Origin of the sequence: Geminicoccus harenae (assembly GCF_019800005.1) — a bacterium.
GTDB classification, from domain to species: domain Bacteria; phylum Pseudomonadota; class Alphaproteobacteria; order Geminicoccales; family Geminicoccaceae; genus Geminicoccus; species Geminicoccus harenae.
In genome coordinates, this window is sequence record NZ_JABGCL010000002.1 from 31,886 (window position 1) to 49,173 (window position 17,288).

Sequence of the window (17,288 nt, forward strand, 5' to 3'; positions counted from 1 at the left end):
CCGCCCGGCCTCACTCCGCCCAGCGCACGCCGGTAAGATCGGTCGCCTGGATCGGGGCGTTCGCCCACATCCCCTCCAGCCTGGCGTTCCACACACCCTGCTTGGGCAGCTCGAACAGGAACGCGTTCACCGCGTCGGCCGCCAGCATCTCCTGGGCCTGGCCGTAGAGCGTGTTGCGTTCTGCCTCGTCGGCCTCGGCCTCGATCCTGGCGATCAGCGCCTGAAACTTGCGATTGTGATAGTTGAAGTAATAATCGTCGCGCGCATAGATGCCGATGTCGAGCTGCTCGGTGTGGCTCACGATCGTCAGGTCGTAGTCCTTGTTGGCGAAGACCTGCTCCAGCCACTGCGCCCATTCGACCGGCACCAGCTCCGCCTGGATGCCGACCTCGGCCAGTTGCGCCTGGATGATCTCGCCGCTGCGCCGTGCATAGCTGGGCGGCGGCAGCTTGATGGTCAGCTTCAGGTCACCGGCCCCGGCCTCGGCCAGCAGCCGGCGGGCCAGTTCCGGGTCATGGGCGGACTGGCCGGTCAGGTCGAGATAGGCCGGGTGGCTCGGGCTGAAATGCGAGCCGATCGGCTGGCCGTAGCCCATCATGGCGCCGTCGATCAGCGCCTGGCGGTCGATCGCATGGCCGATCGCCCGGCGCACCCGCACGTCGTCCAGGGGCTCGCGCCGGTTGTTGATCGCGAGCAGCGTCTCGCCTTCGGTGGTGCCGATCACCACGGCAAAGCGCGGATCCGCCTCGAACTGGGGCAGGGCCTCAGGTGCCGGGAAGTTCAGGTAGCCGTCGACATCCTCGGCCATCAGCGCCGCGGTCGCGGCCGCCGGATCGGCGATGAAGCGGAAGGTGACCTGGGCCAGCGCCACGTCCGCCCCCTCGCGGCGGCTCAGCACCAGCCGGTCGCCCTGGCGCCACTCGGTGAACTGGAACGGCCCGGTGCCGACTGGGCGGGTCCGGTTGGTCTCGGCACTCTCCGGCGCCACGATCACCGCGTCGCCCCAGGCGAGGTTCCAGGGCAGGAGGCCGGTCGGCCGCTTCAGCCGGAACACCACGGTGGCGGGGTCCGGCGTCTCGACCGCCGCGATCGGCTCGAACAGGCCCTTCTGGGCGTTCACGCTGTCCTCGGCCAGCGCCCGCTCGATCGAGAACTTCACGTCTGCGCTGTCGAATGACGTGCCGTCATGGAAGGTCACGCCCTGCTTCAGGTGGAAGGTCCAGGCCAGCTCGTCCGGGGCCACCTCCCAGGAGGTGGCGAGCTGCGGCTGCACGCTGCCGTCCGCGGCGATGCGGGTCAGGCCCTCGAAGACGTTGGCATAGACGATCTCGTCGATCGCCGCCGCGGCACCGGCGGTGGGATCGAGATGGGGCGGCTCCAGGGCCTGCCCGAGCGTCACCGTGTCCTTCGCGACGGCCGCATCCGCCAGTGCCGTCACCAGCAGCGCCGATGCCAGGAGCCGAGCCAGCTTCATCCGTTCCCCCCATGCGCGCGTTCCCGCCAGGACGGGACCGTGCCGAGCGAGCGCGCCGCGAGCACGCCGCGCGCCACGGCGCGGGCGGTGCAGTCTGCGGCGAGCGCACCCAGCCGCATCAGCACCTCCGGTGTCACCGCGAGGTCCTGCCGCCCGGTCGCCAGCGCGAAGATCGTATCCCCGTCGAACGGCGTGTGGATCGGCCGAAGCGAAACGGCAAGCCCGTCCTGCGCCATGATCGCCATCCGCCTGGCCTCGGCCTTGGTCAGCGGCGCATCGGTGGCGACCACGCCGATCGTGGTGTTGGCGCCGAGCGTGGGATGCTGCTTGGTGCGCAGCGCGAGGTCGACCGGCCCCGATGGCGGGGGCTGGTTGCCCATCTCGCCGACCTGCTCCAGGTACCAGGCGAACAGGGTGCGTCCGTCGGGAAAGCCCGGCTCGCCGACCGCATTGACCGCGATCAGGGCCGCGACCGTACAGCCGGTCACCGGGCAGACCGCCGAGGCGCTGCCGAGGCCGCCGGCGACCGAGCCGGCACGGGCACCCGCGCCGGCACCCACCGAGCCCAGCTCCAGGGGCGCATCGATCGCGGCCAGCGCGCGCAGCGCCAGGGCACGATAGGGCGGCGTCTCGCCCCAGGCCTTGTCGCCGCCATTGGCCAAGTCGAACAGGATCGCCGCCGGCACGATCGGCACGACGGCGCCCGCGACCCGCAGGCCGATCTCGCGGGTCGCCAGCCGGTTGCGCACGGCACCCGCCGCGTCCAGGCCGAAGGCGGAGCCGCCGGAAAGCACCAGCGCATGGACCTCGGTCACGCTGTTGGCCGGGTCCAGGAGCTCGATCTCGCAGGTGCCGGGCGCACCACCGCGCACGTCCACGCCACCCACCGCCGGCCGCTCGGGCAGGACCACCGTCACCCCGCTGCGTACCCGGAAGTCCTGGGCATTGCCGACCCGGATGCCGGGGACATCGCAGATCGTGTTGCTTGGTCCCGGAACCGCGCTCACGGTGGCGGCTCCGGCAGGGCGGGATGCGGCAAGATGCTGGTCCTCCGGGCTCTGCGCGGAGGCTTAGCAGGGTCGTGCCCGGCCTGCACGGGGCTTGCGCCCGGGCCGTCCGGGCGTCACTGGACCGTCAGGGCAGCAAGGGAGCCGAAGCAATGACGTCACGCAGCGGCGGGCGGATCCTGATCGACCAGCTGGCGATCCAGGGCGTGCGGACGATCTTCGGCGTGCCGGGCGAGAGCTATCTGGAAGCCCTGGACGCGCTGGTGGACAGCCCGATCCGCTTCGTGACCTGCCGCCAGGAGGGCGGGGCGGCCATGGCGGCCGAGGCCTATGGCAAGCTCACCGGGCAGCCCGGCGTGTGCTTCGTCACCCGGGCCCCTGGCGCCACCAACGCCGCCTCGGGCGTCCATGTCGCCCAGCAGGACAGCACGCCCATGGTGCTGCTGGTGGGCCAGATCGAGCGCGCCGCCCGCTACCGCGACGCCTTCCAGGAGGTCGACTACCGCCTGCTGTTCGGCGGGATGGCCAAGCTGGTGCTGGAGATCGACGATGCGGCGCGCCTGCCGGAGCATGTGCATCGCGCCTTTCGCACCGCCACCTCCGGCCGGCCGGGCCCGGTCGTGCTGGTGCTGCCCGAGGACATGCTGACCGACCGGGTCGAAGTCGCGGACGGGATTGCCGCGGAGCCGACGATGGCCTGGCCGGATCCGGCCGCGATCGACCGGCTGCACGAGCTGCTGGCAAGGGCGCAGCGGCCGATGGTGATCCTGGGCGGCTCGGCCTGGGACACGGCCGGCCGTGCTGCTCTGGAGCGCTGGATCGACGCGAACGACCTGCCGGTGGCCTGCGGCTTTCGCCGCCAGTCGCTGTTCGACAATCTCCATCGCTGCTGGGCTGGCATGGTGGGCCTCGGCCCCGACCCGCAGCTGGCCCAGCGGGTGAAGGATGCCGACGTGCTGATCGCGTTCGGCTCGCGCCTCTCCGAGACCGCGACCGGCGGCTACACGCTGCTGAGCCCGCCGCGCATGGGCAGGACCTTCGTGCAGATCCACCCGGACCCCCACGAGATCGGCCGGGTCTATCAGCCGGACCTGGCGATCGCGGCCGATCTGTCCGCCACCGCCATCACCCTGGCCGGCCACGCGCCGGTGGCCAGCCGGCCCTGGGCAGCGAAAGCGGAGACGCTGCACGCCCGCTACCTGGCCTTTTCCGAACGGGTCGAATCGCCCGGTGCCCTGAACATGGCCGAGGTGGTCCGCCAGGTGCAGGAACGGCTGCCGCCTGACGCGGTGGTCTGCAACGGGGCCGGCAACTTCGCGACCTGGGTGCATCGATTCTGGCGCTACCGCACGCCCGGCAGCCAGCTCGCCCCGACCTCGGGCTCGATGGGCTATGGCCTGCCCGCCGCGGTCGCAGCGGCGGTCGCGGCACCGTCCCGCGCCGTGGTGGCGTTTGCCGGCGACGGCGACTTCATGATGACCTGCCAGGAGCTCGCCACCGCCGTGCAGGCGGAAGCGAAGCTCCTGGTGATCGTGGTCGACAACGGCATGTACGGCACGATCCGGATGCACCAGGAGCGCGAGCATCCCGGCCGCGTGTCCGGCACCGCTTTGAAGAACCCCGACTTTGCCGCCATGGCGCGCGCCATGGGTGCGCATGGCGCCACGGTCCGGGCCACCGGCGAGTTCGCCGCTGCCCTGGACGCAGCGCTGGCGGCCGATGGACCGGCACTCCTGCACCTGATCCAGGACCCGGAGGCGATCACCCCGGTGCGCTCGCTGACGAAGATCCGGGAGGAGGCACAGGCGGCGGGGCGCTAACGGGCGCCATCTGGGGGCACGATCATGCCGGGGGAGCCTGCCATGGACCTTCATCTCCTGCGCCATGGCATGACCAGCGGACCTGCCGCCACCAGCCGGCCACGGCGTCGCCGGCATCGCTCGATGACATGAGGAAGGCCATGGCTGCCGGCCAGAGCTGCTGCGTGTCCATAGTGGCCGCTACACCATCGACAGGTACCACTCGTACTCGGTCGGCGTGATGCGCATGACGAAGCGCTCGCGCTCGACGTCGCGGCAGGTGGCATAGACGCGACAGAACTCGGCGCCGAAATAGTCGTGGAGCGGCGAGGGCTGTTCGAACGCCTCGATCGCGTCCTCCCAGGTGACCGGGATGGTGACCGGGACCTGCTCATAGGCGTTGCCCTTGATCGGCTGGCCGGGATCGCCGCCCTTCAGGAGCCCGTCCAGCATGCCGGACAGGACCGCGGCCAGGACCAGGTAGGGATTGGCGTCGGCGCCGGCGACCCGGTGCTCGATGCGCCGAGCCCTGGCCGAGCCTGCCGGGATGCGGAAGGCGACCGTCCGGTTGTTCCAGCCCCAGGTGGGGGCGGTGGGCGCGTAGGAGAGCAGGCGGAAGCGCCGGTAGCTGTTGGCATTGGGTGCCAGCGCCAGCATGGACGGGCTCAGCAGCCGCTGCATCCCGGCAACGCAGCGCCGGAGCGTGGCCTCGCCGTCCGCGGTCTCGCTGAAGACGTTGCGGCCCTCCCCGTCGAGCAGGCTGACATGGACGTGGAAGCCGGAGCCGGCGGTCTCGGGGAAGGGCTTGGCCATGAAGGTCGCGCGATGGCCGGTATCGAGGGCCGCTGCCTTGATCAGCCGCTTGAACATGATGCCCTGGTCGGCCACCTCGACCATGTCGGTGCCGTGGCCGAGATTCACCTCGAACTGGCCGGGCGCATATTCCGAGACCACGCCCTTGTAGGGCAGCGCCTGCTTATCGCACCACTGCTCGACCCGCTCGAAGAACGGGCCGAAATCATCCAGCGTCTCATGGGTCCAGACCTCGCCCTCGCGGGCATGGCGGCCGAAGCGCTCCAGATGGGGCAGGACCGGGAAGCCGTCGCGGTCCGGGGTCTTCTCGACTAGGTAGAACTCGAATTCCAGCGCGGCGCAGGGGGTGAGGCCCAGCTCGGCCAAGCGCGCCGCCACCTGGGCCAGCACGGTGCGCGGGCTGTAGGGGAACGGGCCGCCGTCATGGTCGCGCAGCTCGCCCAGCACCTGACAGGAAGCCGGGCGCCATGGCACCGGGGCCAGGGTTCGCGGCTCCAGGTAGAGCGGCCGGTCGGCATCGCCCTCTTCCCAGACCAGGCCCGAGCGGTCGACGTTGGTGCCGGTCGTGTCCAGGCTGTAGAGCGAGCTGGTGAAGATCGAGCCGCCAGAGAGCGCGGAAACTACGTCGGCCTTGGGGATCCGCTTGCCGCGCGGGATCCCCACCAGGTCCGGCAGCAGCAGGTCGGCATGCTCGACCAGCGGATGTTCGTCGAAGAAGGTCTGAACAAGCGGGTGCATGATGAAAACGGCCAGCGTCGGTTGCCCGGCGCCGGCCGTTTCCTCGAACGATGAAGAACCGGCGGACGCACGTCCTTCCACCTAGTCGGGAAGGGGTGCGGTCGCCAAGCCGGTTAGATGCTGTCCTGCACCCACTCCACGAGCTTCGACTTCGGCATGGCACCGACCTTGGTGGACGCCAGCTCGCCGTTCTTGAAGATCATCAGGGTCGGGATGCCGCGCACGCCATACTTGGTGGGGGTGAGCGGATTCTCGTCGATGTTGACCTTCACGACCTGGATCTTGTCGCCCAGCTCGTTCTGCAGGTCCTCCAGGTGCGGGGCGATCATGCGGCAGGGCCCGCACCACTCCGCCCAGAAATCGACCAGGACCGGCTTTTGCGCCTTCAGCACATCCGTGTCGAAGCCGACGTCGGTCGTCTTTTCTACACCCATGATCGAATGCCTTCGCGATCACGACCCGACGGGGGTCGTGTCCTTGTGCCTGAAGTAGGTATCGACGGAGCGCTGCGTCAAGCTCACCGGCCCGTCATGGCTGGGCTGCGCCGGGGCCCAGCGGGACATGGCGGCGCAGCAGCTCTGCCGGCAGCGGCATCACGGTGAGCGTATCGGTCCAGACCAGCGATGCCCGGACCGGCCGGTCGGGGAAGCGCCGCTCCAGCAGCGCCGCATAGGCCGCAAGCTGGCGCAGATAGGCCACCGGTGCCGCGTCCGCGCTGGGCGGGGCGGCACGCGCGGTCTTGAAGTCGACCAGGTGGATGGCATCCGGCCCGATCGCGATCCGGTCGATCTGGCCGCTCACCGGGACGCTGCCGAGCGTGCCGGTGATCGCCTGCTCGGCGCGCGATCCCGGCCCGAACAAGGGACGCAGCTCCGGATGGTCGAGCACCGCCAGCACCTGTTCGGTCAGGCGCTGGCGCAGCTCCGGTGGGAGCTCGGCGGCAAAGCGGCCGGCATAACGCAGGGCAGCCGCGGGGCGGTCCGACGCGGGCAGTTCGGGGAGGAACTGGAGCAGGCGATGGGCATGGAGGCCGAAGGCGCGCGCCTCCGGCCCGGCGCCTGAGGCCGGGGGGTCGTCGCCGCCAGCGCGCGAGGGGGCCAGGCTGCGTACCGGGGCCGGTTCCTCGGGCGGGGCTGCACGCAGCCAGGCGGGCTCGGCCGCGTCCGCACGGGCCGGTGCGGTGGCCAGAGGCTCAGGCGGTGCCGCCATGTCGCCGCCCAGGCGGCGCAGCAGCACTTCGCCGCCCAGGAGCGCGCTCGCGGCATCGACCCGGCGTTCGCAGCTGCCGGCAGCTTCCAGAGCAGCGCAGAGCCGCGCATGCCAGCAGGGCTCCGCCTTGTCGGAGGGCTCGCCCCAGCCCGCCAGGTAGAGCCGGTCGCGCGCCCGGGTGAGCGCCACGTAGAGCAGGCGGCGTGCTTCCTCGGCCTCCCGGCCGGCCTGGGTCTGGACGAGTTCCTCCACCAGCGGCGGCCGGGCTCCCTTGCTGCCGCGCAGGAACACCAGGCCGCTGGACGGGTCGTGGATCAGGCTGCCCTGCCGCCCGCCCTGGCCGGGCCCGGCATCGGCCAGGATCACGACCGGTGCTTCCAGGCCCTTGGAACCGTGCACGGTGAGCACCCGCACCTCGTCGCGGGCACTTTCCGGGTCGCGCTTGAGCTGGGCGTCCGAAGCGGACAGCCAGTGGAGAAAGCCGGACAGGGAGGCCGGATGGCCGCGCTCATATTCCAGGCACTGGCCGAGAAAGGCCTCCAGCGGCTCGACCACCTCGCGGCCCATCCGCTCGACGAAGCGCTGGCGCGCCCCGCCCGTGCCCAGCACATGGCAGAACAGTTCGTAGGGCGGCATGAAGTCGGCGCGGCGAATCCACTCGCTCAGGCGCCCGTAGGCTTCGGCAAGGCGCGGCGAGGTCTCGGCAAACGCGCGCAGCCGCTCCATCAGGCTGGTCTGGCCGCGGCCATGGGCCAGGAGGAACAGTTCGTCCTCGCCGAGCTCGAGCAACGGGCTCTTGAGCACGCAGGCCAGCGACAGGTCGTCCTCGGGCAGCACCAGCACGGCACCGAGCGCCAGCAGGTCGCGCACCGCCAGATGCTCGACCAGGGTGAAGCGGTCCGCGCCCGCCACCGGGATGCCGCGCCGCTTCAGCGCACGGATCACAAGGTCCTGGATGCGGCCGCGCTTGCGCACCAGCACGAGGAAGTCCTGGGCGCGCAGGTGCTGGCCCGACGAGTCCAGGGGCTCGCGCCGCGTGATCGCATCCTCGATGAAGCTGGCGATCGCGGCCGCGACCTTCTGCTGCCCGGTCTCGACCAGGTCGGGCCGGCGGTCCGGCTGCCAGGGGTCATAGCCCGTCTTGTCGTCGCCAGGGGCCAGCGGCCAGATCCCGACCAGGCCGGGTGCCCCCCGGCGTGCGGTGGCGTGGCGGAGCATGACACCGTCCGCCAGCACGCCCGGCCGGGCGTCCTCGGCGGCGAACACCTGGTCGACCACCTCCAGCACCGCCTCGGTCGAGCGGAAGGACGTGTCCAGCACCACGGTCCGGATCGGCTGGCCGGCGCCCGCGGCCTTGGCCTCCAGCCTGGCGCGCACCTCCTGGAGCGAGGTGAGGTCGGCACCCTGGAAGCCGTAGATCGACTGCTTCTCGTCGCCCACCACGAACAGGGTGCGGTGCCGGTTGCCGGCTCCCTCGCCTGTGAAGAAATCCTCCACCAGCCGCTCGATGATCGCCCATTGCGCCGGGCTCGTGTCCTGCGCCTCGTCGACCAGGACATGGTCGATCCGGGCGTCCAGCTTGTAGAGCACCCAGTCGCGCACCGACGGGTCGGCGAGCAGCCGGCCAGCCAAGGCGATCAGGTCGTCATAGTCGAGCTCGCCCTCGAACGCCTTCTGCTGCTCGGCATGGGCGATCGCGAAGAAGCCGGCGGCGAGCAGCGCGCCGGTCACCTCGGCGCACTCGGCGGCGACCAGCCGCTCCATGGCACCCAGCACGCGGGCCTGCTCGGTGGCACAGATGTCGGCCAGCGCCGCGTCGGCCTTCTTCATCGCGGCGGTGACGATGTCCTTGATCGGCTCGCCCTTGTCGGTGGTCCAGGCCCGGACATAGGCGGGCCAGCCGGCCGCGCGGGCGCCGGCATCGGCCGCCTCCAGCCAGGCCTGCAGCCGCTGGGCCCGTGCCTGATAGTTCTTGCTGCCGCCGGCCAGCGCCGCCTGGACCTTGCGCAGGGCCACGAGGTCGAAGGCGCCATCGGCGCAGAACTCGGCCAGGAGATCCTGGCAGCCATGCCGGACCCCCAGGGTCTCGGCCAGGGACTGGGCCAGTTGCTCGACGCCGCCGGCACCGGCCGGGCCGTCCAGGAGCTGGCGGCGCAGGCCGATCACCTCGGAGATCAGCTCGTCCACCGTCTGATCAGCGAAGCGCTCAGCCAGCACGCTCACCGCCTTGGCCATCGGGGTGCCCGGCTGGGCCGCCGCCTCGAACAGGGCCGCCTTGGCCGCAGCCAGGCGCTCGGCGGCGGTGCGCTCGTCGAGCACGGAGAAATGGGGCGACACGCCGGCTTCCAGCGGGAAGCGGCGCAGGAGCGAGGAGGCCAGGCTGTGGATGGTGAAGATCGACAGGCCGGCCGGCAGGTCCAGGACCCGGTCGAACAGGCCGCGCGCCGCGGTCACCTCCTGGGGTGTGGGATCACGGCCGAGCACGCCCGTAAGGTCGGCCAGAAGGTCGGCCTCGGCTGCGGCCGACCAGGCGGCCAGCCGCCCCTCGATCCGCTCGATCATCTCGGCCGCGGCCGCCTTGGTGAAGGTCAGGCCCAGGATCGTGTCCGGCGGGCTGCCGGCCAGGAGCAGGCGCAGCACCCGGTCGGCCAGCACGCGGGTCTTGCCGGTGCCGGCATTGGCGGTCACCCAGACCGAAACGGTGGGGTCCGCGGCGGCACGCTGCTCGGGCGTGGGCGGGGGCGGCAGCTTCCAGCTCAAAGGCCGGGCCCGCCCGCGTCCAGCCGCTCCGGCTCGGCCGTCCATTCCGCCACCCGGGACAGGTGGTCATAGGTGTCCTGCCGGCGCGCGATCTCGGCCTTGGCCACCGCCACGTAGGGATTGCCCGGGTCGTCGTACCAGGCGAGCAGGCGCAGCACGGCTTCCTCCAGCCGGTCCAGATGCGGGTCCAGTTCGTCCGCGAGCGAGGTCGCAAAGCCCCCCCGCCCGGCCAGGCTCCACAGGGCCAGCTCGGCCAGCGCGCAGCGTTGCAGATGGCCGAACCGGCCGTTGCGGGCGATCAGCCCCTCGATCAGGATCTGCGGCCGGCGCAGCCCTGCCACCTCGCTGGCTCTCGGGATGGCGCCGGTCTTGTAGTCGATGATCGCGACCCGGCCGTCCGGCAGGCATTCCAGCCGGTCGGCCTTGGCCTTGAGCTCGACCCGCCGCCCAGGCAGCTGGACCTGCCAGCTCCCGGTCCGCTCGGCCAGGACCTGGATGCCCTGGCAGCGCCGCGCCGCTTCCTCGGCCAGCACCTGCTCGGCCGCCCGGAGGAAGCGCGGCCACCACAGGGCGCGGACCTGCGGATAATGGCTGAACCGGGCGAAGGCTATCTCGCCCATCTTCTGCAGCACGGCGAACGGCTCGTCCGGCAACAGCTCCGGATGGGCGCGCACGAAGCGCTCCATTGCCTGATGCACGGCCACGCCGCGCTCCGCGGCACCGGCCTGGGCGTCCACCGGCTCCAGCTCGCGCAGGCCCAGGATCTTGCGGACGTAGAAGAGGTAGGGGTCGTCCAGCAGGGTCTCGACCTCGGTGGCCCAGATCTCGGCGGGCCTGGCCTGACGGCCGGGCCTGGGCCTGGGCCGCTCGATCCGCCGCGTCGCCGGATGGCTGGCGTCCAGCCGTTCCACCAGCGTGGCGCGCGCCTGGCCGGCCTGGACCCGCCCCAGCAGGCCTGGGCCGCGCAGGGCAGCTTCCAGGCGCACCAAAAAGCGCGAGGGCGTGGTCGGACTGCCGCCCGGGTCGCGCCGGGAGCGCACCAGGATCAGCTCGTCGGCGGCGAACTGGCCCAGCAGGTCATGGCCCGCCATGCCGATCCGGGCGTCGACCGGCGGCAGGCCCAGCGTCTGGCGCATCGCCCGGTTCAGCCATGGGCCCGCATCGCTGTCCTCGGGCCAGGCTCCCTCGTCCAGCCCGGCCACCACCACCCGGTCGGCATCCAGGAGGCGCGCCTCGAACCGGCCGCGGATCGCGATGCGCGGATGGCGCGGCCGACGCGGTCGGACCGGGATCTCGGCCATCAGCACCGCCAGAAGCGCCGGCCAGGCCGAGGGCGGCATCGGCGCCTCGTCGGCCAGCGCCAGCTCCAGCCGCGGTAGGAAGGCCGCGATCTCCGCCCCGGCCTCACGGGCGAAGAACTCGGCATCGCTGCCGTCCTCATCCGTGGTGAGCCAGCGGATCAGGGCCAGGTGGCGGCGCAGGATCTCGGCGGGCAAAGCCGGCTCGCCGCTGCCGAGCAGCTCGGCGAGCGGTGCCGCCGCCCGGGCCAGCTCGGCGAACCACTCGGCCAGCCGCTCCTGGGCCACCGGTGCCGCCCAGCGGGTACTGGGCTCGCGCAGCATCGCCAGCACGCCGTCCAGCCCGCCCGCCGGGCGGGGACCGCGCAGCACGCCGCGCTCGAGTGCCCGCACCAGTCGGCGAAAATTGCCCTGGTCCTGGCCACCCCGGGTCAGCGGGTGCTTGAGCAATGCCAGCAGGGCAGCCGGCGGGAAATGCGCCACGGCGGCGTGAGCTGCCAGCAGCAGCAGGCTGCCGGGCGGGGTCTGGTCGAGCGGCGTGCCGGCACTGTCGTCGACCACGATGCCGTAGCGGCCGAGCTCGATCGCGACCCGGCGCGCGAAGTTGCGGTCGGTGGTCACGAGCGCTGCGGTGCGGTCGGGCTGCTCCATGGCCTGGCGCAGATGCAGCGCGACCGACACGGAAGCGGCCGCCGGCTCCCGCCAGGTCTCGATCGTGAGCCCATCCACCACCTCCTCCGGCAGGTCGGCACCCGCGGCGGGCACCACTTCGCCGATCCGCCGGGCCAGCCGCTCGCGCGGCCGCGCCGCCGCCGCACCCGGCCAGGGACGCACCTCCCGCGGCGTGGCACCGATCCGCTCCAGCAGGGTGGTCAACGGGGCCAGCGGGTGGGTCGGGCCGGCCACCTCGGCGCTGGTCGGGTCGAGGCCCTGGAGGACCAGATGCCCGTCCGGCAGGCCGGCCACCACCGCCATCAGCCGGGCCACGGCCGGGATGCTGCCGGTGACCCCGGCGACGATCACCGGGTGGCCGGGCGGGCGGAGCAGCCAGCTCTCCGCCCGGGCGTCCAGCAGCATGCGCCGGCGCTTGGCCGGGTCGACCCTGCCTTCCTCGTTCAGGACCGCGGGCCAGGCCTGGTCCAGGATCTTCAGGAAGGAGAGGGTGCGCTGCCAATGCTCGGCCAGCTCCTCCGGCACCAGCCGGTCGAGCCCGACAGCATCGACCTCCTCGGTCTGCAGCTCGTCCAGGAAGCGGGCGAGGTCGCCGGCCAGGCGGAGCGAGCGGTCCATGTTCGGGGTATGGCCGGAAGCCTGCTCGACCGCCCGGACCAGCCTCGCCAGCAGCAGGCGGCGGCGGATCGTGCAGATCGCCGGCGGCAGGTCCAGGGCACTGGCCGGGTCGAGCAGGAGCGCATCCTCCTCGATCTCGCCGATCGGCTGGATGCGCGGGCAGAGCCGGGTCGAGCCGTCCTCCGGCCGCAATGCTTCACGCAGTGCCAGCACCGCGCGGCGCGAGGGCAACAGGATCAGCGCGTCTTCCAGCCGCTCGCCGAACATCTGGTCCAGGCCCTGGACCAGGGCCGGCAGGAAGGGCGTGGTGAAGGGGATCGTCCACAGGCTCATCGTGAGCCTTCAGCTACCCAAACCGTGCCGCGCATGCCAGTCCCGGATGGGCGCGAGCGTCGGATGGTCCAGCGCCTGCTGCAATTGGGTACGCACCCGTGGCAGCAGCGCTTGGTAGGCGGCCTTGCCGTCGCGCACCGCCAGGCGCCGGAACAGGCCCAGGATCTTGGTGGTGCGCTGGGCGGCCATGATCGCGCAGGCCGCGGTGAATTCTTCGGCATCCAGGTCCGGCCGGAGGGCCAAGTAACGACCGGCGGCGCTGGCCACCGTGTCCTCCGCGACATCGCGCCGGGCATCGACCAGGAGCGAGACCAAGTCATAGGCGGGCGGGCCGATCCTGGCACCTTGGAAGTCGATCAGGGCGAAGCGCTCGCCCACCGCCAGGAGGTTCAGGGCGTGGAAGTCGCGATGGACCACCACATCCCTGCCGACCCGCGCCGCCGGCAGCACGTCCCGCCAGCGCCGGAGCAGGTCGTCGCGCACATGTGCCGGCAGGTCGCCTGCCGCCCATTCGGCGAAGATGCCGATCTCGAACAGGAAGAACGCGTCGTCATAGGCCGGCAGGAAGTCCGGGACCGGTGCTGCCTGCAGGCGCACGAGCTCGGCCACCGCCCGGTCATAGAGGCTGGCCTCGGCCTCCGGCCGCTCCGTGCAGAGCCGGGCCAGCAGCCCGTCGCCCAGGTCCTCGACCAGGAGGAAGCCCGCTTCGGCATCTGCCCGATGGATCTTTGGCGCCAGCAGGCCCTGGTCACGCAACCAGCCCGCCATCCGCACGAACAGTGCCGTGTCCTCGGGCGGCGGGGCGTCGACCAGCAGGGCAGGCGAGGGGCCACCCGCCAGCCGCTCGTAGCGGCGCAGGGAGGCGTCGCCGGCGAGCGGCCGGCGCACTGCCCCCGCCCAGGGGGAGTCCGCCAGGAATGCGGCGAGCGCGGCGTCACGGGTCACGCAGCGAGCTCCGCCAGCCGGTCCGCCCAGCCAGGGCCGGCCGTGATCGTCAGCCGCCTGCCATTCGGCCGGTCGGTCTCGGCAAGCGCCAGCAGCAGCTTCTCGCCCGGCAGGCGATCACCGCCATGTTCGGGCCATTCGACCAGCAGCGCGCCATCGCGCAGCACCTCGTCCAGGCCGAGCGTCACGACCTCGTCCGGGTCGCCCAGCCGGTACAGGTCGGCATGGCCGACCAGCAGGCCCGGCAGGTCGTAGAGCTGGAGCAGGGTGAAGGTAGGCGAGGGCACCTCGATCTCGGCGCCGGCCAGCGCCCGGATGGCGGCCCGCGCCAGCTCGGACTTGCCTGCACCCAGGTCGCCGCTCAGGCCGACCAGGTCGCCCTTGCGGAGCAGCCGGCCGAGCCTGGCCGCGAACGCATGCGTCGCGGCCAGGTCCGCCAGCTCCAGTTCGAGCGTCGTGGCCAGCTGGCCCTCGCTCAGTACCGGTAGTGCTCGGGCTTGAACGGGCCCTGCGGGGTCACGCCGATATAGGCGGCCTGCTGCTCGTTCAGCTTGGTGAGCTTCACGCCCAGCTTCTCCAGATGCAGGCGCGCGACCTTCTCATCCAGGTGCTTGGGCAGGGTGTAGACCTTCTTCTCGTACTTCTCGGCGTTCTGCCAGAGCTCGATCTGGGCCAGCACCTGGTTGGTGAAGGAGGCCGACATCACGAAGGCCGGGTGGCCCTTGGCGCAGCCGAGATTGACCAGCCGGCCCTTGGCCAGGATCACGATCCGCTTGCCGTCGGGGAACTCGACCTCGTCGACCTGCGGCTTGACCTCTTCCCACTTGTAGTTCTGCAGGGCTGCGATCTGGATCTCGCTGTCGAAGTGGCCGATGTTGCAGACCACCGCGGAGTCCTTCATCGCCCGCATGTGGTCGATGGTGATCACGTCGATGTTGCCGGTCGCGGTGACGAAGATGTCGCCGATCGGGGCCGCATCGTCCATGGTCAGGACCTGGTAGCCCTGCATCGCCGCCTGCAGCGCGCAGATGGGATCGACCTCGGTCACGACCACGCGGGCACCCTGCGAGCGCAGGCTTTCCGCCGAGCCCTTGCCGACATCACCGAACCCGGCCACGACCGCGACCTTGCCGGCCATCATCAGGCCGGTGGCGCGCTTGATGCCGTCCACCAGCGACTCGCGGCAGCCATACAGGTTGTCGAACTTCGACTTGGTGACGCTGTCGTTCACGTTGATGGCCGGGACCATCAGCTTGCCGGCCTTGGCCATGTCGTAGAGCCGGTGCACGCCGGTGGTGGTCTCTTCCGAGATGCCACGGACGTTCTTCATCAGCTCCGGATAGTCGTTGTGCATGACCAGGGTCAGGTCGCCGCCGTCATCCAGGATCATGTTCGGCGTCCAGCCGTCCGGACCCTTGATGGTCTGGCGCAGGCACCAGTCGTACTCTTCCTCGGTCTCGCCCTTCCAGGCGAACACCGGGATGCCCTGCTTGGCGATCGCGGCGGCGGCCTGGTCCTGGGTCGAGAAGATGTTGCAGGACGACCAGCGGATCGACGCACCCAGATGGGCCAGCGTGCGGATCAGCACCGCGGTCTCGATGGTCATGTGCAGGGAGCCGGCGATCCGGGCGCCCTTCAGGGGCTGGCTGTCGCCATACTCGGCGCGGAGCGCCATCAGGCCGGGCATCTCCTTCTCGGCCAGCAGGATCTCGCGCAGACCCCAGTCGGCGAGGCCGATGTCGGCGACCTTGTAGTCGGTGAACTGAGCCATGGTGTTCTTCAGGATTCCGGTCTGGTGGCGGTGCGGGACATCACTCGTCGCGCCGGGCCGTTGCCGGGGACAGGAGGGAGGAGGCCGCCCGCGTGGTTCGGGGGATATAAAGCATAATGCATATGTTCGGCAAGCCGGCCGAGTGGCCGCTGCTACCGCCGGTCCGGCCGGGTGGCCAGGGTCAGCGCCACCGCCACCGCGGCCACGCCGAGCAGCAGCGACCAGCCGATCGGCTCGCCCAGCGCCACCGCACCGGCCACCCCGGCCGCGACGGCATTGGTGGTGATCGCCATGGCCACGCGGGTAGGGGTGGTGCGCGCAATCGCCTCGGCCCAGAGCCAGTAGGCGAGCGCACCACCCACCAGGCCCACGTATAGCGCCACCAGCGCCTGGGCCCCGGTATAGTCCGCCAGCCCCGCCAGGCCGCCGTTCAGCCAGGCGATCAGGAACAGGATCGGCATCGACACCGCCATGCCCAGCGAGGTGAAGCGCAACGGGCCGGAGCGGACGATGAAGCGGCGCGACCAGATGTTGTAGAAGGCCAGGAACAGGGTGCCGCCCAGCATCATCAGGTCGCCCAGCCATGAATCGGCCGGCGCCTGGGCGAGCCCGCCCCAGAGCGCCACCGCCACCCCGCCCAGCGCGATCAGGGCCGCGATCGCCTTGCGCCAGGTGAAGCGCTCGACCCGCAGCAGGGCCGCCACCGCCATGGTCAGGAGCGGCAGGGTCGCCAGCGTCAGCGCCGCCCGTCCGGCGGTGGTGAACACCAGCGCCTGGTTCAGGATCACCGGGAACAGGACGAAGAACAGGATGCCCAGCAGCGCCACCACCGGCAGGTCGCGCAAACTGGGCCAGCGCTCCTGCTTCAGGCAGGCGATCGGGAACAGCACCAGGACGCCGATGCCGAACCGGATCGCGGCCAGGGTGAAGGGGTCGGTGGATGGCGCCAGATAGCGGATGCCGGTGATCGCGGTGCCGCCGAACACGGCCGAGCCCACGCCCGCCGCGATGCCTAGGAGTTCGGACAAGGAGGTTCCGGGTTCGAATGCGCAGGTGCCGCGGACCTGACCACGCCCGGGCGGTCGGGGCAATGGCCGGGCCGGCCGAAAGCTCCGATCAGCCGGCCGTGGGCCGCGGTCCGTACAGGTCCGCCGAGCGGTCCAGATGCCGGACCATCGCCGCCTCGGCCCCCTCGGCGTCATGCGCGGCGATCCGGTCGATGATCTCGGCATGCTCGCGCAGGGTCACCTCCTCGTTGCCGGGCCAGATCAGCAGGTCGGTGCGGTGCGCCTGCAGCCAGCTCAGCATCGCCTCGCTGACCGCCTCGAAGATCGGGTTGCCGGAGATCCTGGTGATCTGCCGGTGGAACAGCATGTCGGCCCGGATGAAGGCGGGCACGTTGCCGATCTCCCGGCGCTGGGCCGCCAGCGCGTCGCGCAGCTGCACTATGTCCTCCGGCGTGGCCTGCTCGGCGGCACTGCGCACCATGCCGCGCTCGAAGAAGCGCCGGGCCTGCTTGAGATGGTCGAGATTGGTGGGCGAGGCGTTCAGCAGCAGCTGGGCGGCCAGGTCCACCTGGCGGACCAGCGAGCGCGCGGTGATCTCGCGCACCTTGGCCCGCTCGCCATGGCTGATCTGGATCAGGCCGAGATTGGCCAGGGCCTGCATGGCCTCGCGGATCGCCGGGCGGCCGACGCCGAAGCGCTCCATCAGCACCCGCTCGGAGGGGAGGGTCTCGCCGGTGCCGATCTCGCCGGAGGTGATCATGCCGGCCAGGCGGTCGAACACCTCGTCGGAGAGCTTGCGGCGGACGATGTGGTCGTTGGTCATGGTCCCGATCGAAGCCTGTCG

The 17,288-nt window shown here is 71.4% G+C and carries 12 protein-coding genes; 1 reads left to right on the plus strand and 11 read right to left on the minus strand.

Annotated features, from left to right (window positions below):
* Positions 1 to 10: 10 nt before the first annotated feature.
* Positions 11 to 1,474 carry an ABC transporter substrate-binding protein gene (locus HLA95_RS01525; protein WP_191062161.1) on the minus strand — a complete coding sequence of 488 codons (1,464 nt, stop codon included), beginning with the start codon at positions 1,472 to 1,474 and terminating at the stop codon, positions 11 to 13.
* The gene (locus tag HLA95_RS01530) at positions 1,471 to 2,481 is read right to left on the minus strand and encodes a P1 family peptidase (protein WP_222182168.1); all 1,011 of its coding nucleotides are present in this window, start codon (positions 2,479 to 2,481) and stop codon (positions 1,471 to 1,473) included. Before HLA95_RS01530 ends, HLA95_RS01525 begins: the two co-directional genes overlap by 4 nt.
* Positions 2,482 to 2,633: 152 nt before the next feature.
* On the opposite strand from HLA95_RS01530, the gene HLA95_RS01535 reads away from it, so the two are divergent.
* Positions 2,634 to 4,301 (plus strand): thiamine pyrophosphate-dependent enzyme, encoded by a 1,668-nt coding sequence (locus HLA95_RS01535; RefSeq protein WP_191060857.1) that lies wholly within the window; start codon positions 2,634 to 2,636, stop codon positions 4,299 to 4,301.
* 180 nt (positions 4,302 to 4,481) lie between these two features.
* Here the strand turns inward: HLA95_RS01535 and HLA95_RS01540 are convergent, their stop codons facing one another.
* From HLA95_RS01540 to HLA95_RS01580, 9 genes are all read right to left on the minus strand, one after another.
* On the minus strand, positions 4,482 to 5,831 hold the full coding sequence (locus tag HLA95_RS01540; RefSeq protein WP_191060858.1) for a glutamine synthetase family protein: 1,350 nt from the start codon (positions 5,829 to 5,831) through the stop codon (positions 4,482 to 4,484).
* 113 nt (positions 5,832 to 5,944) lie between these two features.
* Entirely contained in the window at positions 5,945 to 6,265 is a 321-nt protein-coding gene (gene trxA / locus HLA95_RS01545) for a thioredoxin TrxA (RefSeq protein WP_191060859.1), read from the minus strand.
* A 94-nt stretch (positions 6,266 to 6,359) separates the two neighbouring features.
* Complete coding sequence (gene addA, locus HLA95_RS01550; protein WP_222182170.1) at positions 6,360 to 9,800, minus strand: double-strand break repair helicase AddA; 3,441 nt, start codon at positions 9,798 to 9,800, stop codon at positions 6,360 to 6,362.
* On the minus strand, positions 9,797 to 12,721 hold the full coding sequence (addB, locus tag HLA95_RS01555; RefSeq protein WP_222182172.1) for a double-strand break repair protein AddB: 2,925 nt from the start codon (positions 12,719 to 12,721) through the stop codon (positions 9,797 to 9,799). Before addB ends, addA begins: the two co-directional genes overlap by 4 nt.
* Positions 12,722 to 12,730: 9 nt before the next feature.
* On the minus strand, positions 12,731 to 13,666 hold the full coding sequence (locus tag HLA95_RS01560) for an aminoglycoside phosphotransferase family protein (protein WP_222182174.1): 936 nt from the start codon (positions 13,664 to 13,666) through the stop codon (positions 12,731 to 12,733).
* Positions 13,663 to 14,145, minus strand: a complete 483-nt coding sequence (gene tsaE / locus HLA95_RS01565; protein ID WP_306422228.1) for a tRNA (adenosine(37)-N6)-threonylcarbamoyltransferase complex ATPase subunit type 1 TsaE — start codon at positions 14,143 to 14,145, stop codon at positions 13,663 to 13,665. The genes HLA95_RS01560 and tsaE overlap by 4 nt, the downstream gene beginning before the upstream one ends.
* Complete coding sequence (gene ahcY, locus HLA95_RS01570; RefSeq protein ID WP_191062137.1) at positions 14,142 to 15,437, minus strand: adenosylhomocysteinase; 1,296 nt, start codon at positions 15,435 to 15,437, stop codon at positions 14,142 to 14,144. The genes tsaE and ahcY overlap by 4 nt, the downstream gene beginning before the upstream one ends.
* A 152-nt stretch (positions 15,438 to 15,589) precedes the next feature.
* Entirely contained in the window at positions 15,590 to 16,465 is an 876-nt protein-coding gene (locus HLA95_RS01575) for a DMT family transporter (protein WP_222182176.1), read from the minus strand.
* Positions 16,466 to 16,553: 88 nt separating this feature from the next.
* Positions 16,554 to 17,267 (minus strand): transcriptional regulator NanR, encoded by a 714-nt coding sequence (locus HLA95_RS01580; protein ID WP_191062113.1) that lies wholly within the window; start codon positions 17,265 to 17,267, stop codon positions 16,554 to 16,556.
* Between the last annotated feature and the right edge of the window lie 21 nt (positions 17,268 to 17,288).